18 protein-coding genes are annotated in these 16,535 nt (G+C 34.9%); all 18 read right to left on the reverse strand.

Annotation, left to right across the window (positions count from 1 at the left end; genetic code table 11):
• Positions 1-30: 30 nt before the first annotated feature.
• Positions 31-1,374, reverse strand: coding sequence for a rhodanese-like domain-containing protein (locus tag V5784_RS03605; RefSeq protein WP_336887687.1), 1,344 nt, complete (start codon positions 1,372-1,374; stop codon positions 31-33).
• A 217-nt stretch (positions 1,375-1,591) separates the two neighbouring features.
• Positions 1,592-2,698 carry a double-cubane-cluster-containing anaerobic reductase gene (locus V5784_RS03610; RefSeq protein WP_336887688.1) on the reverse strand — a complete coding sequence of 369 codons (1,107 nt, stop codon included), beginning with the start codon at positions 2,696-2,698 and terminating at the stop codon, positions 1,592-1,594.
• 39 nt (positions 2,699-2,737) lie between these two features.
• On the reverse strand, positions 2,738-3,178 hold the full coding sequence (locus tag V5784_RS03615; RefSeq protein ID WP_336887689.1) for a rhodanese-like domain-containing protein: 441 nt from the start codon (positions 3,176-3,178) through the stop codon (positions 2,738-2,740).
• A gap of 20 nt (positions 3,179-3,198) precedes the next feature.
• Positions 3,199-3,960 carry an acyl-CoA dehydratase activase gene (locus tag V5784_RS03620; RefSeq protein WP_336887690.1) on the reverse strand — a complete coding sequence of 254 codons (762 nt, stop codon included), beginning with the start codon at positions 3,958-3,960 and terminating at the stop codon, positions 3,199-3,201.
• Between the two features lie 21 nt (positions 3,961-3,981).
• Entirely contained in the window at positions 3,982-4,800 is an 819-nt protein-coding gene (locus V5784_RS03625) for a uroporphyrinogen decarboxylase family protein (protein ID WP_336887703.1), read from the reverse strand.
• Positions 4,801-5,025: 225 nt separating this feature from the next.
• The gene (locus V5784_RS03630; protein WP_336887691.1) at positions 5,026-5,757 is read right to left on the reverse strand and encodes a hypothetical protein; all 732 of its coding nucleotides are present in this window, start codon (positions 5,755-5,757) and stop codon (positions 5,026-5,028) included.
• A gap of 86 nt (positions 5,758-5,843) precedes the next feature.
• Positions 5,844-7,331, reverse strand: coding sequence for an ASKHA domain-containing protein (locus V5784_RS03635; protein WP_336887692.1), 1,488 nt, complete (start codon positions 7,329-7,331; stop codon positions 5,844-5,846).
• The gene (locus V5784_RS03640) at positions 7,328-8,344 is read right to left on the reverse strand and encodes a uroporphyrinogen decarboxylase family protein (protein ID WP_336887693.1); all 1,017 of its coding nucleotides are present in this window, start codon (positions 8,342-8,344) and stop codon (positions 7,328-7,330) included. The genes V5784_RS03635 and V5784_RS03640 overlap by 4 nt, the downstream gene beginning before the upstream one ends.
• Positions 8,345-8,653, reverse strand: a complete 309-nt coding sequence (locus V5784_RS03645) for a cobalamin-dependent protein (RefSeq protein WP_336887694.1) — start codon at positions 8,651-8,653, stop codon at positions 8,345-8,347.
• A 4-nt stretch (positions 8,654-8,657) separates the two neighbouring features.
• Positions 8,658-8,993, reverse strand: coding sequence for a B12-binding domain-containing protein (locus V5784_RS03650; protein ID WP_336887695.1), 336 nt, complete (start codon positions 8,991-8,993; stop codon positions 8,658-8,660).
• A gap of 537 nt (positions 8,994-9,530) precedes the next feature.
• On the reverse strand, positions 9,531-10,001 hold the full coding sequence (locus tag V5784_RS03655) for a uroporphyrinogen decarboxylase family protein (RefSeq protein WP_336887696.1): 471 nt from the start codon (positions 9,999-10,001) through the stop codon (positions 9,531-9,533).
• A 29-nt stretch (positions 10,002-10,030) separates the two neighbouring features.
• Positions 10,031-10,411 carry a uroporphyrinogen decarboxylase family protein gene (locus V5784_RS03660; RefSeq protein ID WP_336887697.1) on the reverse strand — a complete coding sequence of 127 codons (381 nt, stop codon included), beginning with the start codon at positions 10,409-10,411 and terminating at the stop codon, positions 10,031-10,033.
• Positions 10,353-10,502 (reverse strand): hypothetical protein, encoded by a 150-nt coding sequence (locus V5784_RS03665; protein ID WP_336887698.1) that lies wholly within the window; start codon positions 10,500-10,502, stop codon positions 10,353-10,355. Before V5784_RS03665 ends, V5784_RS03660 begins: the two co-directional genes overlap by 59 nt.
• A gap of 3 nt (positions 10,503-10,505) precedes the next feature.
• On the reverse strand, positions 10,506-12,221 hold the full coding sequence (locus V5784_RS03670) for a DUF4091 domain-containing protein (protein WP_336887699.1): 1,716 nt from the start codon (positions 12,219-12,221) through the stop codon (positions 10,506-10,508).
• Positions 12,222-12,230: 9 nt separating this feature from the next.
• Positions 12,231-13,355 (reverse strand): GNAT family N-acetyltransferase, encoded by a 1,125-nt coding sequence (locus tag V5784_RS03675; RefSeq protein WP_336887704.1) that lies wholly within the window; start codon positions 13,353-13,355, stop codon positions 12,231-12,233.
• Positions 13,337-14,137, reverse strand: coding sequence for a carbohydrate ABC transporter permease (locus V5784_RS03680; protein ID WP_336887700.1), 801 nt, complete (start codon positions 14,135-14,137; stop codon positions 13,337-13,339). The genes V5784_RS03675 and V5784_RS03680 overlap by 19 nt, the downstream gene beginning before the upstream one ends.
• Before the next feature lie 9 nt (positions 14,138-14,146).
• Positions 14,147-15,082 (reverse strand): sugar ABC transporter permease, encoded by a 936-nt coding sequence (locus V5784_RS03685; protein WP_336887701.1) that lies wholly within the window; start codon positions 15,080-15,082, stop codon positions 14,147-14,149.
• Positions 15,083-15,095: 13 nt separating this feature from the next.
• Positions 15,096-16,364, reverse strand: a complete 1,269-nt coding sequence (locus V5784_RS03690; RefSeq protein WP_336887702.1) for a sugar ABC transporter substrate-binding protein — start codon at positions 16,362-16,364, stop codon at positions 15,096-15,098.
• Positions 16,365-16,535: the final 171 nt, after the last annotated feature.

Below are 16,535 nucleotides of genomic sequence, written 5' to 3' on the forward strand. Positions count from 1 at the left end.
CTAAATAATATAGAAATCATCCTCTATTTTCTAATCTATAAAACTTTCTTCATTTAATACCTTAGGTTCTCCCTTTAAAAACTTTTTCTTTGTTTCCTTTGTTTCAGACCATTCTTTCCATCCACCATCATATACAGATATTCTCTCAAGACCCATAGCCTGTGCATAGAACCATACTTCACTTGCTCTCCAGCCAGTTCCACAGTAAAATGCCAAATGATTTTCAGGATCTATCTTCAATCCTTCCCACATTTTTTGAATCTCCGTATATGGTCTCATATGAAATTGATCCATATCTCTATAATCCTCTAAATGCCAAGGGTCAGATCCTGCCATACCCCATTTAGATCCCATAATTCTTCCTCTAGGCTTGATATAGTCATACCCGCTGATTTTACCAAGGTATTCTCTCCAGCTTCTGATACTGATAAGATCCCCATCTTCAGCCTTCAATAATTCCACTGCTTCAGGTAAATCTATAATAAGTTCTGGGTTTTGAGGTACACTTGCCCCAAATTCTTTTACTGGTTCTGGATTTTTCATCTCAGTTTCCACAGGATATCCAGCATCTTTCCAAGCTTTTAGTCCACCATTTATCATTCTCACATCTTCTACACCTGCATATTTAGCTATAACTCCAAATCTTGCAGCAGCCATAGGGTCGCCGTAAATAAGCACAAGAGTATCTGTTGTGATTCCCTGTCTTTCCATCTCTGCTTTAATTTTCATATCACTGACTCTGTTCCAAACAGGCCCTTCCTCTATCCAGCCTGTATGCATCCAGTAAGATTCAGGAATATGTCCTTTCTTATGAGGTTCCCCATTTTCACTCCACCCTACATTAAACACTTTTACAGGTCTTCCGTCATAGTGATTTACTTTTTCCCCCTCTAAAAGATCCTTGACCCAGCTCACAGGAACTATAGTTTCATATCTTTTTAATTTTTCAAAAGATAGAGATTCTTCTGCCCATTCCTCTACTCCTCCATCAAAGATAGATACTGTATATCCTTTCTCAATAAGGATGTTTTTCATAGTTTCTGATTCTTCACCATAGATAATTATTTCGTCTCCTACACTGATTCCCTTTCTCTCAAGAGCTATTTCTAGATCAGCATCTTTAATTGCACTAGTAGGATAATTTACTGCTCCTGGAATATGTCCATTAATTCCATTTCCTTTTAGATCCCAGCCATTATATTCATCATAACTTCTGGTATCCATCACAACTATATTTTCATCTTCCCCTGCTTTTTGCACTTCTTTTACACTAATAGAGCCTTCCTTTACTATTTTATTTTTTGATTCTTTTACCTTACTGCCGCACCCTACTATCCCAAGTATCAGTGCCAGTATAACAAATAATTTTTTCATCTTTTCACCCCAGTTTATATTTTATGTATTATCATTATTTTTCTTCATTTGATCAATTACATTTATTATTCTATCATTTTGCTCTATTTTCTCAAAGGTATAATTTGCACTATTAGATATAGTGTATACAATCTCCTCCAGTTATATAAGAATTTAGTTTTTAAAGCATCTCAATAAATGCTTCCATCCTTGTTTTTATCTGACCTGCATCTCCAGTTCAATAATCTGTCTCCAAAGCAATATACGGAATATTTCTTTCCTTTGTCAAAAATCTTTTTATACTGTGGCTTTCAATACTGTAGGTATGGCAGGCTTGAAGGATCATATCCACTACACCATCTACCTTATATTCATCTACCATATCTTTTAAAAGCTGTTTCCTTCCTTTATTAGGCGTCATTACAGAACACGGAATATTAAGGTATTTTTTGGCAATAGCTTCTACAGGATCTATAGTTTCATCCACTTCCTCATGAAGTTCCTTATATCCTTGGCAGTTTTCCAAGGCTACTACTACCGCTCCTGCATCTTCAATGGCTTTTATAACTTTTTCAGCTACTCCTCCTATTGGGCAGCCTGTTACCAATATTCTTGGTGTTGTTTCTGTATATGAGGTATCATTTTCTGTCTGTTTTCTCTTTAAATCTTCTATAAGCTCCCTTACATTACTTCTCATCTTTTTCTTGTCGAATGTATAGTTGGCACCATTTAAAACTGTGAACATGTCAAATCCTGATAGAACCGACGGCTTTATCTTTCCAAGTTCATGGAATTCCTTTAATAATCTTCTGTCTTCATTGCATGATTTTATGGATTTTCTCAATCCTTCCTCTGTAACCACTGTATTAAATTTATTTTCTAATTTTTTTATTAAAAATCTGATCTCACTCTTCCAAAGATCCATTGCATGTTCCCCATCTTGGGTCTGTGGCAGCTGCATCACATGGGTATCTTTTATCTCTCCTAGAAGCTCATACATCTTCTTTTTCCCGTCACAGGTTGTTTCTCCTACAACCATGTCAGCAAAATACATATACGGACATTTATCGGTCAGAGCAAATCCATAGCTGGCTTTAACCAATGGACATAGATTTTTCGGCAGGTGTTTTTCTGCTGCCGGAATAGTTTCCTCACTTACAGAACAAAGTGATATTGGATGAGCATTGGCTGCATATATAACCTCTTTTGGAGTATATGTACAAAACGTTCCTACAACATTTTCTCCCCTGTCTTTAAATTCCTTTACTGTAAGAAATCCTTCCCTTCTTTTTTCTCCAAATTCCTCAAATTTTTCTGGTAAATTATTTTTATTTAAGTTTTTCATCTTATCCCCCTTAAAGTTTATTTTCCATTATCTAAGTAATTACTGAACTACAACTACATTTGTAGAAATTCTTCCCCATTCTTTCATACTACCCTTATAGTTATTCACATCAGAGTATTCTAATCTTACCAATTCTTCTGCCAAAACTTGACTTTTTCTCCCTGTGTTACAATATGTAATAATTTCAGTTTTTAGATCCATTCCTTTAGATTTAAGGAGTTCTAATTTTTCTGAATCATCTTCTATAGCCATAAATGTATCCAAAGGTACATTTATGGCTCCTAAGATATGACCGCCTTTTATCCCTCTTCTCGGTGTTTTCCCCTCATATATTTCTTCACTTCTCACATCTATAATGACTGCATCACTGTTTAATCTTTCAGTCACATAGTTCATATCTACAACTTTAACTCCATCCGATGCCATTATTTGTACCGCCATCAAAATTGAAATTCCTAAAACCAATAATAATTTTTTCATATTTGTTCCTCCCTTTATTTTTATTTTTCTATTTTCCCAGCCAGGATAGCAGCTCCAATAGCTCCTGCATATCTTCCCAATTCATGGGTTACAACTTTTTGCCCAATAGCCTTAGACAGTTCCTCCAATATATATGGATTCCTTGAAAATCCCCCTGTAAGAAAATATGAGTCTGACTCCCCATGTCTGGAACAGAGTGAATTTACTTTTTTTATTACAGAATCCACTATTCCAAAGGCTATATTTTCTCTTTTTTCTCCCCTGCCGATAAGACTTATAACCTCTGATTCAGCAAAGACAGTACACATTGAAGTGATCTCTATCCCACTACCTTCCCTGGCTAAATCTGTCAAGGTATCTATATCTACTCCCAGGGAGTTTGACATAACTTCTATAAATTTACCTGTTCCGGCAGAGCATTTATCATTCATGGTAAAATCCTTAACCACTCCACCTTCAAGAGAAATAACTTTGCTATCCTGCCCACCGATATCTACAACTGTTGTATTCTCCCCGATAAAATATTTTGCTCCCATTGCGTGACAGGTTATCTCTGTAATTGTTTTATCAGCAAAGGGAACAGAAACCCTTCCATAACCTGTAGCAACAACTTTAGAGTTAGATTCTTCTATTCCCATACCACTCAATCTTTTTTTTATATTATTAGCGGTATCTATACTGCTCCATCCGGTTGGCAGAACAAAAGTTTCTAAGATGTCTGTTTTTTTCATAACTGCAACCTTGGCTGCTGTAGATCCAATATCTATTCCTATTTGATACATTGCTATCCCCCTATTAATTTTTTATTTTTCTTTAAAACGACTATACAGTCTGGCTGCTTCCATGAAGTATTCTATATTTTTAGGAGATGCATTTATAGGAATATCACATCCTGTAGCCAGAACAAATCCCTTGGGATTGTTGTATGCTTTGTCTATACACTTTTTTACTTCTCTATGGATACTTTCTCTTGTCCCGTTTAACATTACATTTACAGGATCAACGTTTCCTATAATACAGAATTTATTCCCTAAGATCTCACAGGCTTCCCCAATATCATCGATATTATCTAAGCTGAGAGCCGACAAATTAAGTTTTTTTATCTCCATCCAGTGTTTCTTTGTCGTCCCGCATATATGAAGAGCCGGTTCCCTTCCCATCCGATTCCTAATATGTTCCACGCAGGTCTCCAAATAAGGCAGTGCAAATTCTCTGAAAGTTTTGGTGCTTATGAGTGTTCCCGAAGCTACAGTATCCGGTATGCTAGGAACTATCCCCAGGTTCATCACAGCATCCATATAGTTGAGTACACTTTTTGTAACTCTATTTAGGAGTCTGTGAACTCCTTCTGGATTTTTTCTTAGGTCTTTTAGAAATTTTTCTGTTCCTATAACTGTTGCAGCTGTACTGAATGGCCCTGCAACACTACTCCCCACAGAGACTTCACCTGAGACTTCATCTATAAGTATTTGCACCCCTTCCAAGAAAAGAGGTAATCTCCCGTCCGATTTAGAGTCACATATGGGTAGAAGGTCTATATTGTCATAGTCTATTTCTACACATTTTTTTACGTAGGGGTAAGATCCAGTACTACTCCTAAAGCCTCTGGAACTCCGTATAATCCTGGTCCTACACTAACACCATCGTGTCCAAAAATTTTATAAGCCTCTATTTCAAGATCTGCCATGAGCCTTCCCGATAAATTTACCTCTCGGATATTTTTATGGATGAGCTGTGCTCCAAACATATCTATGAAGGGGTCAGGTTAAAACTCTGTCTGCTCTTCCTGTTTTCTCTATCATCTTTTCTCTTTCCAACGGATTCATATTTGCTCTCCTTATTTTTAATTAAAAATAAAAATACAGTGCCTCAGCTTTATTTTTTATACAGCTCCCTCCTACCACCTTGAAACCTTTTTCCTTAAAAAATTCATCCTGATAAGATTCCACTTTTTTTCTTTTTATATTCTTACCTTGTATATCCCATATTTTTTTTAGGACATTGAATAAAGTCGGGCATATATGGATGACTATATCCAGATGGGATAGCTTATCCATCAAATCTATAAACCTTGTCACTACCCATTTTTCATGATATTTTCCTAGTATTTCAAGCATTGCAGATGGATCGGCATAGGAAAAACACCTTACTTCATTTAAATTCATCGTCTCTAAAAACAAAATAAAATTCTTCTCTATTTTTTCAAAGGCCGTTTCTAATTTATCCACATCCTTCCTCATAAGCCTCAGTACCTTACTCATCTCAACAAATGAGATCAAGGTAGTAAATATTCCGTCCAAAGAATAGACCTTAGCCTTTGAAACTGCTTCAAGGTCTATATTTTCTTTTTTTAGGTCTTCAATTTTTAAAAATTCATCCACATCACTACACGTTATTTTTTTTACCTTATTATATTCTGTCATCCCTCCCATAGCAGAAAACATGCTATTTGAAAATAAAGGAAAGAACCCTTCTTTTTCCTGTAGAATATAATCTAACCTACCCTTAGGTGTCTCTAGATCATATTTTTTCATTGCTTCTTTGGATATTTCTACGTCATTCTGCCTGATACATTTCATAACGTTCTCTCCTTATTTTGATACTTTTTTCTTTTTAAAATCTAACATCAACGCCACTCGATCTAAATGAAAACCAGGAAGAGTTATTAAAACGCCAACTCCTTTATAAAAACTTCTTGAAATTTTGCACTCTTAGATAGCTCCATCACATCTATTTTTGTAGTTCTTATCTTTTCTCTCACCTTTTTATTGACTAAGTACCCTATACAGCCATTTAATGATGTATTTCCTGCAAAAGTTATTTTACCGTTAAAATCAGAGATAAGTCCTATATTTAAGATACTTTCGACATTTAGATGATACCCGAATGATCCAGCTATTATTACCTCTTCCATATCGGATATATCTTTTTCTACTTTTAAAAGCAGTAATTTTACTCCGGCTGCAATAGCTCCCTTAGCTAATTGTATCTGCCTGATATCCCCTTGACTCAAATAAATATTTTCACTTATATAAAACTTTTTATCCCTTAACTTCTCTTGAAATTCAGGCTTCATCCGGGGGTTGAATCTCCCGCTTTTTAATACAATCTTATGTTTAACAAATTCAGACATGATATCGAGTAACCCGCTTCCACATATTCCTGTAGGAGTCTCTCCTATTGTTTTCATCTTAAATTTTCCTGTCTCAACTATCTCAAAACCTTCAATAGCACCATTTCCTGCTCTCATCCCACACTCTATATTCATACCTTCAAATGCAGGCCCAGCAGCAGTTGATGTCTCGTGTAGTTTCCCGTCAATAGATAAAACCATCTCACCGTTTGTTCCAATATCTATAAACAGGGTATTATTATTTTCCTCTAATTTTATAACTGCTACACCAGAAACTATATCCGCTCCTACATAACTGGAAGCATTGGAAAGTAAGGTTGTCTCTATACCATCTATAAAAAATGATTTTTCCTCTAAAAATACAGGTTCATAGGGTGAGATCGCAAGTGACTTAGGGTTTTCTCCATAGATTAGATGTTGCATCGTAGTATTCCCTGCAATGGCTATCCTGTCTACGGTTCCAACTTTTTTTATTATATCCCTTATTTGACTTAAAATAGCATTTTGTAGATCCAAAACATCATTTTGTATACAATATGTAATCCGAGATAATACATCTGCTCCATATTCACTCTGATAGTTTAAACCTGAATAATTTCCTGTTATTCTTTTTTCATCCAAATCAATCAATCTGGCTGAAACACCTGTTGTTCCTACATCTATGGCTAGGACCTTCCCCTGCTCCTCAATATCTATATCTAAATTCACCACTTCTTCATGGATTTTTAGTTCCGAGTCTGTAAGTTTAAATATTTCTACATCTCCCAATGCCATAGTTATACAGGCCAACCGAACGTCTTTAGGCAGATTTTCTTCTATTTTTTCTTTAGGAGATAGATCTCCTCTTACTTTTATCTGACATTTTTTACAGATCCCCAGGCAATTGCAGGGAGTTTCTATTTTTTCCTCCATAAGTCTTATGGCATCACTTAATATCGTTCCATTTTTTACTAATCTTTCTTTATTTTTATATCTGACCCTTACCATACCAAGATTCTCTTTCTTATACTTATCTTTCACTCATATTCACCCTTTTTTACTGTATCTGTCATAACCTTTAAATTCTCAATAGGTGTACTCATAGCCAGTCCGCAGGCTGGTGATATAATGCTGGTTCCATCTTTTATAGCTGCCTCTGTATGTAATTTCACCATATCTTCTTCTCCCTGATCTAAAAGCTGAGTACTCACATTCCCCATGATTGGAACTTGAATAACTTCTTTAGCCTGCCTTATCCCTACTGCCGAATCAAAACTGAGAGAATCTGCTCCAGATTCATTTAAGCTCTCTAAAATACTCTTACTCTTGCCACATATATGAATAATTATTTTTATTCCTTTTTCATGTACTGCTTCTGAGATCTTTTTATACATAGGGATCATAAATTCTTCAAAATTCTTTTTCCCCAGGATCTCCCCTGTGGCACTAGGATCAAACATGACTATAAGATCCGCGCCACTTTCTATCCTCTCAGTAGCAAATTTGATTAAATAATCCGTAACTACTTCTAAAAATTTCATAGCCATAACCTTATCTTTTCTCATCATCTTATAATAGTCCGTTGGTTCAATAACGGATGTCACCACACTCATGGGACCTGTTATATTCCCAATTACTGGAACTTCATCATTTTTTAACCTTGATATTGCTTCTAGCACAACCAAGGCCCTTTTAGAATGTTTTACTTTTATCTCATCTAAATGATTTAAAATATCCTCATTATATTTAGTTATTCTCGGTTCAACTAATTTACTTCCCAAATCCACTTCCACATCAAAAGGTTCACTCTCTATCGTCATACAAAAAGGTACTCCATAATTTTCAAAGCCTGTTATTTCATGTACTTTTACAGCAGCTTCTACCATTGCATCTACATCACTGTTATGATTTTTTTTCATCCCTTCTACAACTTCTGTCACCGCTGCGTTCATCATCCCTCCCAGGCAGATAACAGGCGGCCTGTCTGTCTTTTTCCCATTTAAGACATCCATCAGTCTTTGCTTTTCAGTCAATATATCTTTTTTTATTTCCATCTATGCCACCTCATGGATTTCTTTTATTTTTCTAACAGCTTCATTGGCATCCTTGGTATACAAATCTGCTCCGATCTCTGTTGCAAACCTCTGTGAGATAGGCCCGCCTCCTATAGCAACCTTTACAGAATCTCTCATCCCTTCGGTTTTTAATTTTTCAATAACTGTTTTCATTCCTTCCATTGTAGTTGTCATGAAGGTAGACATAATAATAAAATGAGCCTCCACTTCTTTGGCTCTATTTACAAATTCATCCAAGACAACATCTCTTCCCAAGTCATACACTTCTATTCCGCCGGCTTCCAGCATGATTTTAACTAAATTCCTTTCCGATATCGTGGGTATCTCCTTCTACTACACCTATTACTGCTCTTATTTTATCAGCGGATACATCCCCTTCTAAATGTGGTTTTAATATATCTATCCCTATATTCATAGCGTCTGAACATATCAACACTTCAGGCAGAAAATATTCTTCCTCTTCATATAGCTGACCTACAACTTCCATTCCTGCAATCAAACCTTCCTGGATAGTTTCCTTTGCCGGTATTCCCATTTCCAGGGATTTTTTACATAGTTCTTCTACAGTATCTTCTTCCATCTCTATTAAATTATTTTTAATCTCTTCAAAAAATTCTTTTTTAGTCATTTTTTCTCCCTTTTATTTTTATTTTTTTACATAAAAAAAGTTGACATGAATAACTATCATAAATCAATAGTTTTATATGTATTGTGATTTTTTTATATTTTTGCATTAAAAAATACAAATATTTCTATATTAATTAATTAGATATAGCTAATTGTAATATTTTGTTTTTTATTTGTTGCTTTTTTATAATGATTGTTGGAACTAGTTGTTTCAGAAATAATTATTTTAGGAATAGATAAAGTATTAAGGTCAAAATTTCTCGTTAATATATTTATTTATATCCATCATAATTTTAAAATGGGTTGAAAGTTAAAGAGTGAAAAGAAATGTGTGTTTATAATGTTGAAGCGGTAAGCGTCACCTAATATATCATTTTTTCAGATTCTAAAAGTTCCATCATGACTTCATCCAGAAGTTTATAACCTATTCAGGCTCAATTAAATCTTAATTTAAACATAGTTCTCTCCTTTAAAAATTTAGTTATATAATTTATACCATTTTTTATCCAACTTGTCATTAAAAACTAGTCAGAAAATCTTAGTTTTTTCTCCCCCACTTAGATACAGCTTCTAAATTTTTAATAGGAGTATCATTTGTACACGAACATCCAAATCCCATAAGAAAATTGTTATATGTTCTCATATTTTTACTCAGATCACAAACAACATCTTTAACTTCTTCTACACTTCCCTTGCCCAAAATATAAACAGGATCTATATTTCCTATAACAACTTTATCTTTAGGAAAAATTTCTATAACTTTTTCCATATCCATTATTTGGTCAAAACTAAATGCATCTACTGGAGCCTCTAATATATAAGTATATATCTTAGTTGTATCCCCGCATATATGTACACATTTCCAGCAGTTTAAATCTTTAAAAATTTTATTTAAATTATCTACTACCATCACCGGGAATTTTTTTGGTGCTAGCATAACTGTAGATGGTTCAGCTATAGAGATCATCTTTACTCCCGCTCCTACTATTGCCTTTGCATATCTATCCACTACCTCTCCTGTAAACTCCAAAAGCTTTTTTACAAAGTTAGGATTATAGTTGCCTTGAGTAATCCTGTGGCTCCAGCTAACTGTACAGCCAGGGTAAATGGCCCCTGGAGCGATACAAATAACGGTTTATCTATATTTTCTGAAATAAGCTTTAAACTTTTTAAATTTGTTCCCATCCTTTTATTCATATATGGATCTGGGATCTCTAATTTTTCTAAATCCTCCATATTTTTTATCGGGTGGTCCATTACCAGGGAAAAGTCATACTCTGGTTTTTTGAGAGTACCTCCCAAGACATCACAGAATATATTTCCTTCATCCAAAGCATAGATAAAATCACTGGGAAATTTTTCATCCATCTTCTTTGCCAGCATCAGCTGCTCTTCGGGAGAAGCATATATCTCTTCCATAGTTTTCCTCACCATAATTAGGACCGTTGGCTCCCATAAATGGCAAGAGGTATCCCCTTTCCTCTCTATTTATATATTCCATTAAAGTCATAGTTTAGCTCCTCTTTATTACTTCTATAAGTTGATTTTTTATTTCCATATATTTTTCATAGTCCACAGAATAATCCATCTCTACAGAAAATTCTTTTAACGCTTTCATATCTTTTTTATCTCCTAAAGCTTCCATTAGAAGCAGGTTGATTTTTTCCCTTCCGATCTTCTTTTCAGCCATCTTCATGATCTCCTGATCCTGAATTCCAAACCTTAGATTTTCCCACCTTATAGATCTTATGGGTTTCATATCTTTTCCGGGATAGACAAAGAACATATCTCCTGCCTTCCATCTGGGATATTTATAGCTGATATTTTCAAAGGGTTTACTTGTCCAGAGTGCGTAGTCCCATCTTAAAAAACCATTGAGTCCCATATAGTAGGAATACCATCCTGTGAGTCGGCTCTCTATAAGGGGTGAACTTATGAAGTGGTTTAGTTTATCCGGAAACCAGCAGACATACCAGGTTAATTTCCCTTTTATTTTTTTCCCTATCTCATTTAAAATATTTTTACTTTTTAATAATAACGGTAGAGACAGAGAAACATCTGTAATACCATCCAATCTATCGGTGAAACTATCTTCATGGAGGGCAGTTTTTATTAAAAGGTCCATTTTGGCTGAATCCTTTAAAAATTTTGACCATTTTTTAAAGGACTCTGGATTTTTAGGCATATCACTGATCACCCTTACCCTGTCCATGAGGTTCTTTTCGCTAAAAAATTCAAATACCTGACAGATATACTCTCCCAGATCTTTTTTATTATCTATGTAGCCATGGGTTCTACTTTCTTCTGAGAAGAAACTTATCCTTATATAGTCATCGTAGTCCTTTAGAGGGTTCCCAAAGTCTGTCCTCTGCCAGCTTGCCAAAAGACCAAAGATATCAATCTCTTTTTTCATCCCATATTTAAAGCAAATCTCTAAATATCTTTCCAGGGCAGTAAAGTCACATTGTATCCTTCCTCCCATATCTTTTTTTACTCCGATGATATTATGTTCAAAAAGATTTGAACAATTTTCTTCGATTTCAAAGCACCCCTGTCCCTCCCATGAAAAATCAGAGGCTACCACAGTGATCACCTTTTCTCCCAGTGAAGCCAGTTCTGCTGTATAATTTTCTATTATCTTAAAGTGATCATCACTCCAAAATTCCACCTCGTACATCCTTGCCCAAGATGAAAGGTGCTGCCAGAGATCCAGATGAAAGTCAGAATCTTTCAATTCAGGTAGTACTTCATCTACTATGGCAATATCTAAGGTAATCGTTTGTTCTTTTTGTTCCTCTCCATACCCCTCCTGACCAAATAAATTTATGGTAATATTCAGGTTATCTCCACAATATTCTTTATCCACTCTTCCCTCTACCCAGATCATAGTTGGTTTATCTGCCTCATTGTATAGGTATTCCTTCTTTAATATGGGGTCTGCTATGAGGGTCTTCGAATCATCATCTGCTACATATCCCAGAAAATACCCTTTAAGGTCTGCATTTTCTCTTTTTTCCAGGTCTATCCTCATCCTTTTTTTCAGCCCCTTATAACCTATATGGTTATAAGTGCCCAAAGAGAGCAGTATATTTTCTTCACTGGTCAATGCTATCTGAAATGCAAATTTTTCACCCTTTAATACCCTTAAATTCAATTTATTTTCCTTGGGGAGATCCTTGCCGTCTATATGTTTGAATGCTGAATTATAAAGTTTATATTGTATATCCATCGATTTCTCCTATTGGTAGTTTAAATTTTCTGTCCATGGAAAGGGAAGCGGAAATACTAAATCTATAAATCCTTCCAATTTTCTCTCCGATATATTTTTTTTCTCTTTTTTCTCAAAAATTAATTTAAGAAGTTCCTTATGGGATTCTATCTGCATTTTTTCTGCTTCTAAACTCAGTAGATATTTACCATCTGATTCCTTGACTTTAAAAGAATCAACGTCTTCATCATTAATATATTCCCTAAAGTATGGTCTTAATTCATCTATAAATTTAACAAAATCTATTATTTTTAGGCTTCCTCCTTGATATTCTTCTTCTACTAAATATCCTGTAGGAACTTTTTTTTCTTGAGAGAGAATATAGTCTATTTTATATACTCCCAGCTCTGTTCCCAAAAAAGCCAGAGAATCAAATATTTCTCTTCTTTCTCCCCCTGCTTCCTTTACTTCTATTTTTTCAGATGTTTTTTTTAAAATTATATATCCCCTTAGACCATTTTCATCTTCCAACACATACCTCTTATACGATATATCTCCAAAGGGAAGGGTTCCTGAATCTATAAGAGTTTCAAAATCTACTCCCTCTCTCAAATATCTAGTCCCCTGTAAATTATAGATTTTCTTCAGTGACATTAGATCCCCTTCTCTATATTCTCTGACAATATATTTTAGATCTAGCAGGCCAGCAAAAATTCTGTACCTCTTACAACTTTTCACTCTTTCAGCTCCCCATTTTTTATATAGATTTCTCGTGCTGGATATAAGGCAAAGATTTATTCCTGTCTCCCTCATCCTTCTTTCCGCATCTTCTAAAACTCTTGTGGAATAGCCTTTCCCCCTATGATCAGAGTGGGTACATACAGCCCCTATAGATCCTCCCGATATAGGAGTCCCTTCTATCAAAATCTTTTTGGGAAGAAAATTTACCACAGAAATCACTTCCCCTTTTTCTTTTATTATTCTCATATTTTCTGCATTTCTAGGGGAAAGAAGTAAGGGAAATTCTTTCTCCATTGTATGGGGAAGATCTCCCCTATCAGTTCTAAATACACAATTTATAAGATCGATTACCTCGGGTACCTCTTTTTCCTTCGTTCCCCTTACCTCTATGGTTTCTATCCCTTTAATCCTGATAGTGCCACCCCCTCTTCAAACTGCCTTTGAAGGAGGATATAAAATATAAATGAAGGTAAAAATGTCATCGTGGCTCCTGCCATGACCAATCCATAATTTACAGTATATTGGGCATTCATACTAGCCATCCCTACAGTAAGAGTCCTCATGGAATTTGATGTTGTAGCTATAAGAGGCCATAAAAATTCATTCCATGCTCCTATAAATGTGAATATTGAAAGAGCTATTATTGCCGGTTTTATAAGAGGCAGTACTACCTCTACGAATATCCTCCATTCTGAACAACCATCTATCCTAGCAGCATCCATCAGATCTCTTGGAACTTTTAGGATACTCTGTCTCATTATAAATACTCCTACAGCTGTTGGAAGGGGAAGTATTAGCGCTTGATAAGTATTCAACCAACCTAGATGCCTCATTATTACATAGAGGGGAAGTAAAGTTACCTGAGAAGGTATGATAAGGGTCAATAACATAAAGAAAAATATTTTTTCCTTCCCTTTAAACTCAAGTTTAGCAAAGGCATACCCGGCCATAGAACTAAATACTACATTCAATACCACTCCACTGAGAGAGATAAATAAGCTGTTAAAAAAATATATAATAAAATCTGTGTTGTAAAAAATTTCTCTGTAGTTTTTGAGTGTCAAATCATCCAAAGCAAACTTAAAGTTATAAGCTGTATAAGTTACTCTCAAAGATGTCACAAACATATAGAGAAATGGAATTATCATAAAACTGGAGATTAATATTAAAATTAGTCTGCCTAATTGTTTTTTCATCCTTTCCTCCTAATAAACTTCTGATTTTTCTTTTTTTAAAAAACTTTTCTGAACTATAGCTCCAATAGCCGAAAAGAAAAGTAGTATATTGGCTATTGTCATTGCATATCCTGCATTTAAATTTTTGAATGCATTGTTATATATATGGAGCACCAGGGTCATAGAAGAATTTCCAGGCCCTCCTCCTGTCAAGGTATAGATAAGATCAAAAGTTTGAAAAGACCAGACCATTCCTAAAAAAACTACCATTATTGTTGTAGGTTTTAATAGTGGCAGGCTTATATGATAAAAAATACTCCACCTGCCTGCTCCATCTACTCTGGCAGCCTCTGTATAGTTTTTAGGTATTTCCATCAACCCAGCTATATAAAGGATCATAAAGTAGCCTGTATTCTTCCATACTGTTATTCCCATAAGAACCAATAACACTATAGACGAATCTCCTAACCAATTAGGCTGAGTTATATTTAAAATACTGAGTATCATATTGAGGGGAGATCCTTCTCCATTTAATAATATTCTCCATACAATACTTACTAGTACCATAGAAGAGATCACAGGAATAAACATGGCTCCTTTTACAAACCCTGTTAGCTTACTTTTGCCTCTGCCCACAAGCCAACTAGCCATGAATAAAGAAAATATGGTTTGAACAGGTACTACTCCTAATGTGAATAGCAAAGTATTTTCCATAGATGCCTTCAAGGTTTTATCCAAAAGAAGATCTCTATAATTTGAAAGGCCTATAAATTCTGGTTTTTTTATGATGTTATAGTCTGTAAAACTAAAGTATAGTGAAAGAAAGATAGGAATAACATAAAAAGTAAATAGTAGGAGGCTGAGAGGCCCTATAAAACCATAGGGCTTCCCCTTACCTGCTAATTTTTTTATGCAAAATATTTTCTTCGGTTTTTCATTGATCAAAAGAATTTCTACGTTTTGCATATCCAGCTCCTTATTATTTAGCTAACAATCTATTAGAATATTCAGCTGCTTCATCTAAAGATTCTTTAGCACTTTTTTCTCCAGCCATCATCATTTGAAGCTGCTTCCAAAGGTATTCATATATTTCTACTCCATGGGGACCTACTACTAGGGGTCTATATACTCCCTCTTGAGTTGCGATCATTTTTTGCAGTCTTGGATCTCCCTGATATGGTTCTCCCTTTGTAATTGGTGCTCTTGGATGATGTTTGTGAAATTTAGTCATAGATTCAGTACTTAGCATATGCTGGATCAATCCAAAAGCTAATTCTTTATCTTTAGCTCCTGACATGAGTACTAACTGGTCTACTGATGCAAAAGTTCCCTTATCTTCATCTTCAAGAGAAAGAATCATTCCGTAGTTTAAATTAGGGAATGATCTATCTAAGATCTCTCCTGCTGCTGAAGATAGATATATAGAAAATAATGATTTCCCAGGACCAAATGTCGTTTGTAACATCTCTTTATTAGTCTGTGCCATATAATATGGAGGTAGGATATCATGTTTAAATTTTAAATCTTTTAAAAATTCAGCGGTTTTAACTCCGGCTTTATCATTAAATTTTACAGTTTTTAAATCATCATTAAATATATCTCCTCCAGCCTGCCAAAGGAATCCATACCAGTTCCAGTTAAGATCTCCAAAATAAGGTGCTCCCCATCCTTGAGAAAATCCCCATTGATCTGCTTTTCCGTCTTTATCCTTATCTTTAGTAGCCTTAACTGCACTTCTTACAAAGTCTTCCCACGTGACAGGAACATCTTCACCTATAGATGCGAGGATATCTTTGTTGTAGTAGATAACTGCAGGGTTAGCTGCTTCCAGAGCCAATCCATACATACCACCCATCATCTTTCCATGTTTGATGTATATATATTTTTCATAATCTTCCTCTGTAAGGTAAGGTGTAAGATCTTCAACTGCTCCCACCTCTATAAATTGTGGAAACATCTCAGCATACATATATCCTACGTCTGGTCCCTGCCCCGAAGCAATCCCAGCAGCATATTTTTCAGAATAATTTTCCCACGGGATGATCTCTAGTTCAACATCTATATTGTTAGCTTTCTCATATTCTTTGATAATTGGTTCCCACACAGCCTTGTCATTTTCCCCGATAGGCGGTAGCCATAAAACTATTTTTTCCTTCTTATCTTTCTTCCCCCAAAAAGCCATGGCCTCTGTGCTTGTTACTGCTGTCAATAAAACTACTGACAATATTAATGCTAATATTTTTTTCATTTCTTCCTCCCTTTTTTTGTTTATATAAAAAGGTGTATAATCATTTCAAGTCGACCACTTGAAATAAAAAAAGACCTTTTTTCATAAAAACCGATATAATGTAGTTACGACAACAAACATTAAAGGAGTTAATTTATGAAAAAAGGATATAAACATTTTAGCATATATGAA

Origin of the sequence: Psychrilyobacter sp. (assembly GCF_037132775.1) — a bacterium.
Classification (GTDB): domain Bacteria; phylum Fusobacteriota; class Fusobacteriia; order Fusobacteriales; family Fusobacteriaceae; genus Psychrilyobacter.

What these genes read in the sequence shown, in the direction of transcription:
- V5784_RS03605 (WP_336887687.1), bottom strand. Translation starts at nt 1,374, where the DNA reads ATGAAAAAATTATTTGTTATACTGGCACTGATACTTGGGATAGTAGGG.
- V5784_RS03610 (WP_336887688.1), bottom strand. Translation starts at nt 2,698, where the DNA reads ATGAAAAACTTAAATAAAAATAATTTACCAGAAAAATTTGAGGAATTT.
- V5784_RS03615 (WP_336887689.1), bottom strand. Translation starts at nt 3,178, where the DNA reads ATGAAAAAATTATTATTGGTTTTAGGAATTTCAATTTTGATGGCGGTA.
- V5784_RS03620 (WP_336887690.1), bottom strand. Translation starts at nt 3,960, where the DNA reads ATGTATCAAATAGGAATAGATATTGGATCTACAGCAGCCAAGGTTGCA.
- V5784_RS03630 (WP_336887691.1), bottom strand. Translation starts at nt 5,757, where the DNA reads ATGAAATGTATCAGGCAGAATGACGTAGAAATATCCAAAGAAGCAATG.
- V5784_RS03640 (WP_336887693.1), bottom strand. Translation starts at nt 8,344, where the DNA reads ATGGAAATAAAAAAAGATATATTGACTGAAAAGCAAAGACTGATGGAT.
- V5784_RS03645 (WP_336887694.1), bottom strand. Translation starts at nt 8,653, where the DNA reads ATGCTGGAAGCCGGCGGAATAGAAGTGTATGACTTGGGAAGAGATGTT.
- V5784_RS03650 (WP_336887695.1), bottom strand. Translation starts at nt 8,993, where the DNA reads ATGACTAAAAAAGAATTTTTTGAAGAGATTAAAAATAATTTAATAGAG.
- V5784_RS03660 (WP_336887697.1), bottom strand. Translation starts at nt 10,411, where the DNA reads ATGGAAGAGATATATGCTTCTCCCGAAGAGCAGCTGATGCTGGCAAAG.
- V5784_RS03665 (WP_336887698.1), bottom strand. Translation starts at nt 10,502, where the DNA reads ATGACTTTAATGGAATATATAAATAGAGAGGAAAGGGGATACCTCTTG.
- V5784_RS03670 (WP_336887699.1), bottom strand. Translation starts at nt 12,221, where the DNA reads ATGGATATACAATATAAACTTTATAATTCAGCATTCAAACATATAGAC.
- V5784_RS03680 (WP_336887700.1), bottom strand. Translation starts at nt 14,137, where the DNA reads ATGAAAAAACAATTAGGCAGACTAATTTTAATATTAATCTCCAGTTTT.
- V5784_RS03685 (WP_336887701.1), bottom strand. Translation starts at nt 15,082, where the DNA reads ATGCAAAACGTAGAAATTCTTTTGATCAATGAAAAACCGAAGAAAATA.
- V5784_RS03690 (WP_336887702.1), bottom strand. Translation starts at nt 16,364, where the DNA reads ATGAAAAAAATATTAGCATTAATATTGTCAGTAGTTTTATTGACAGCA.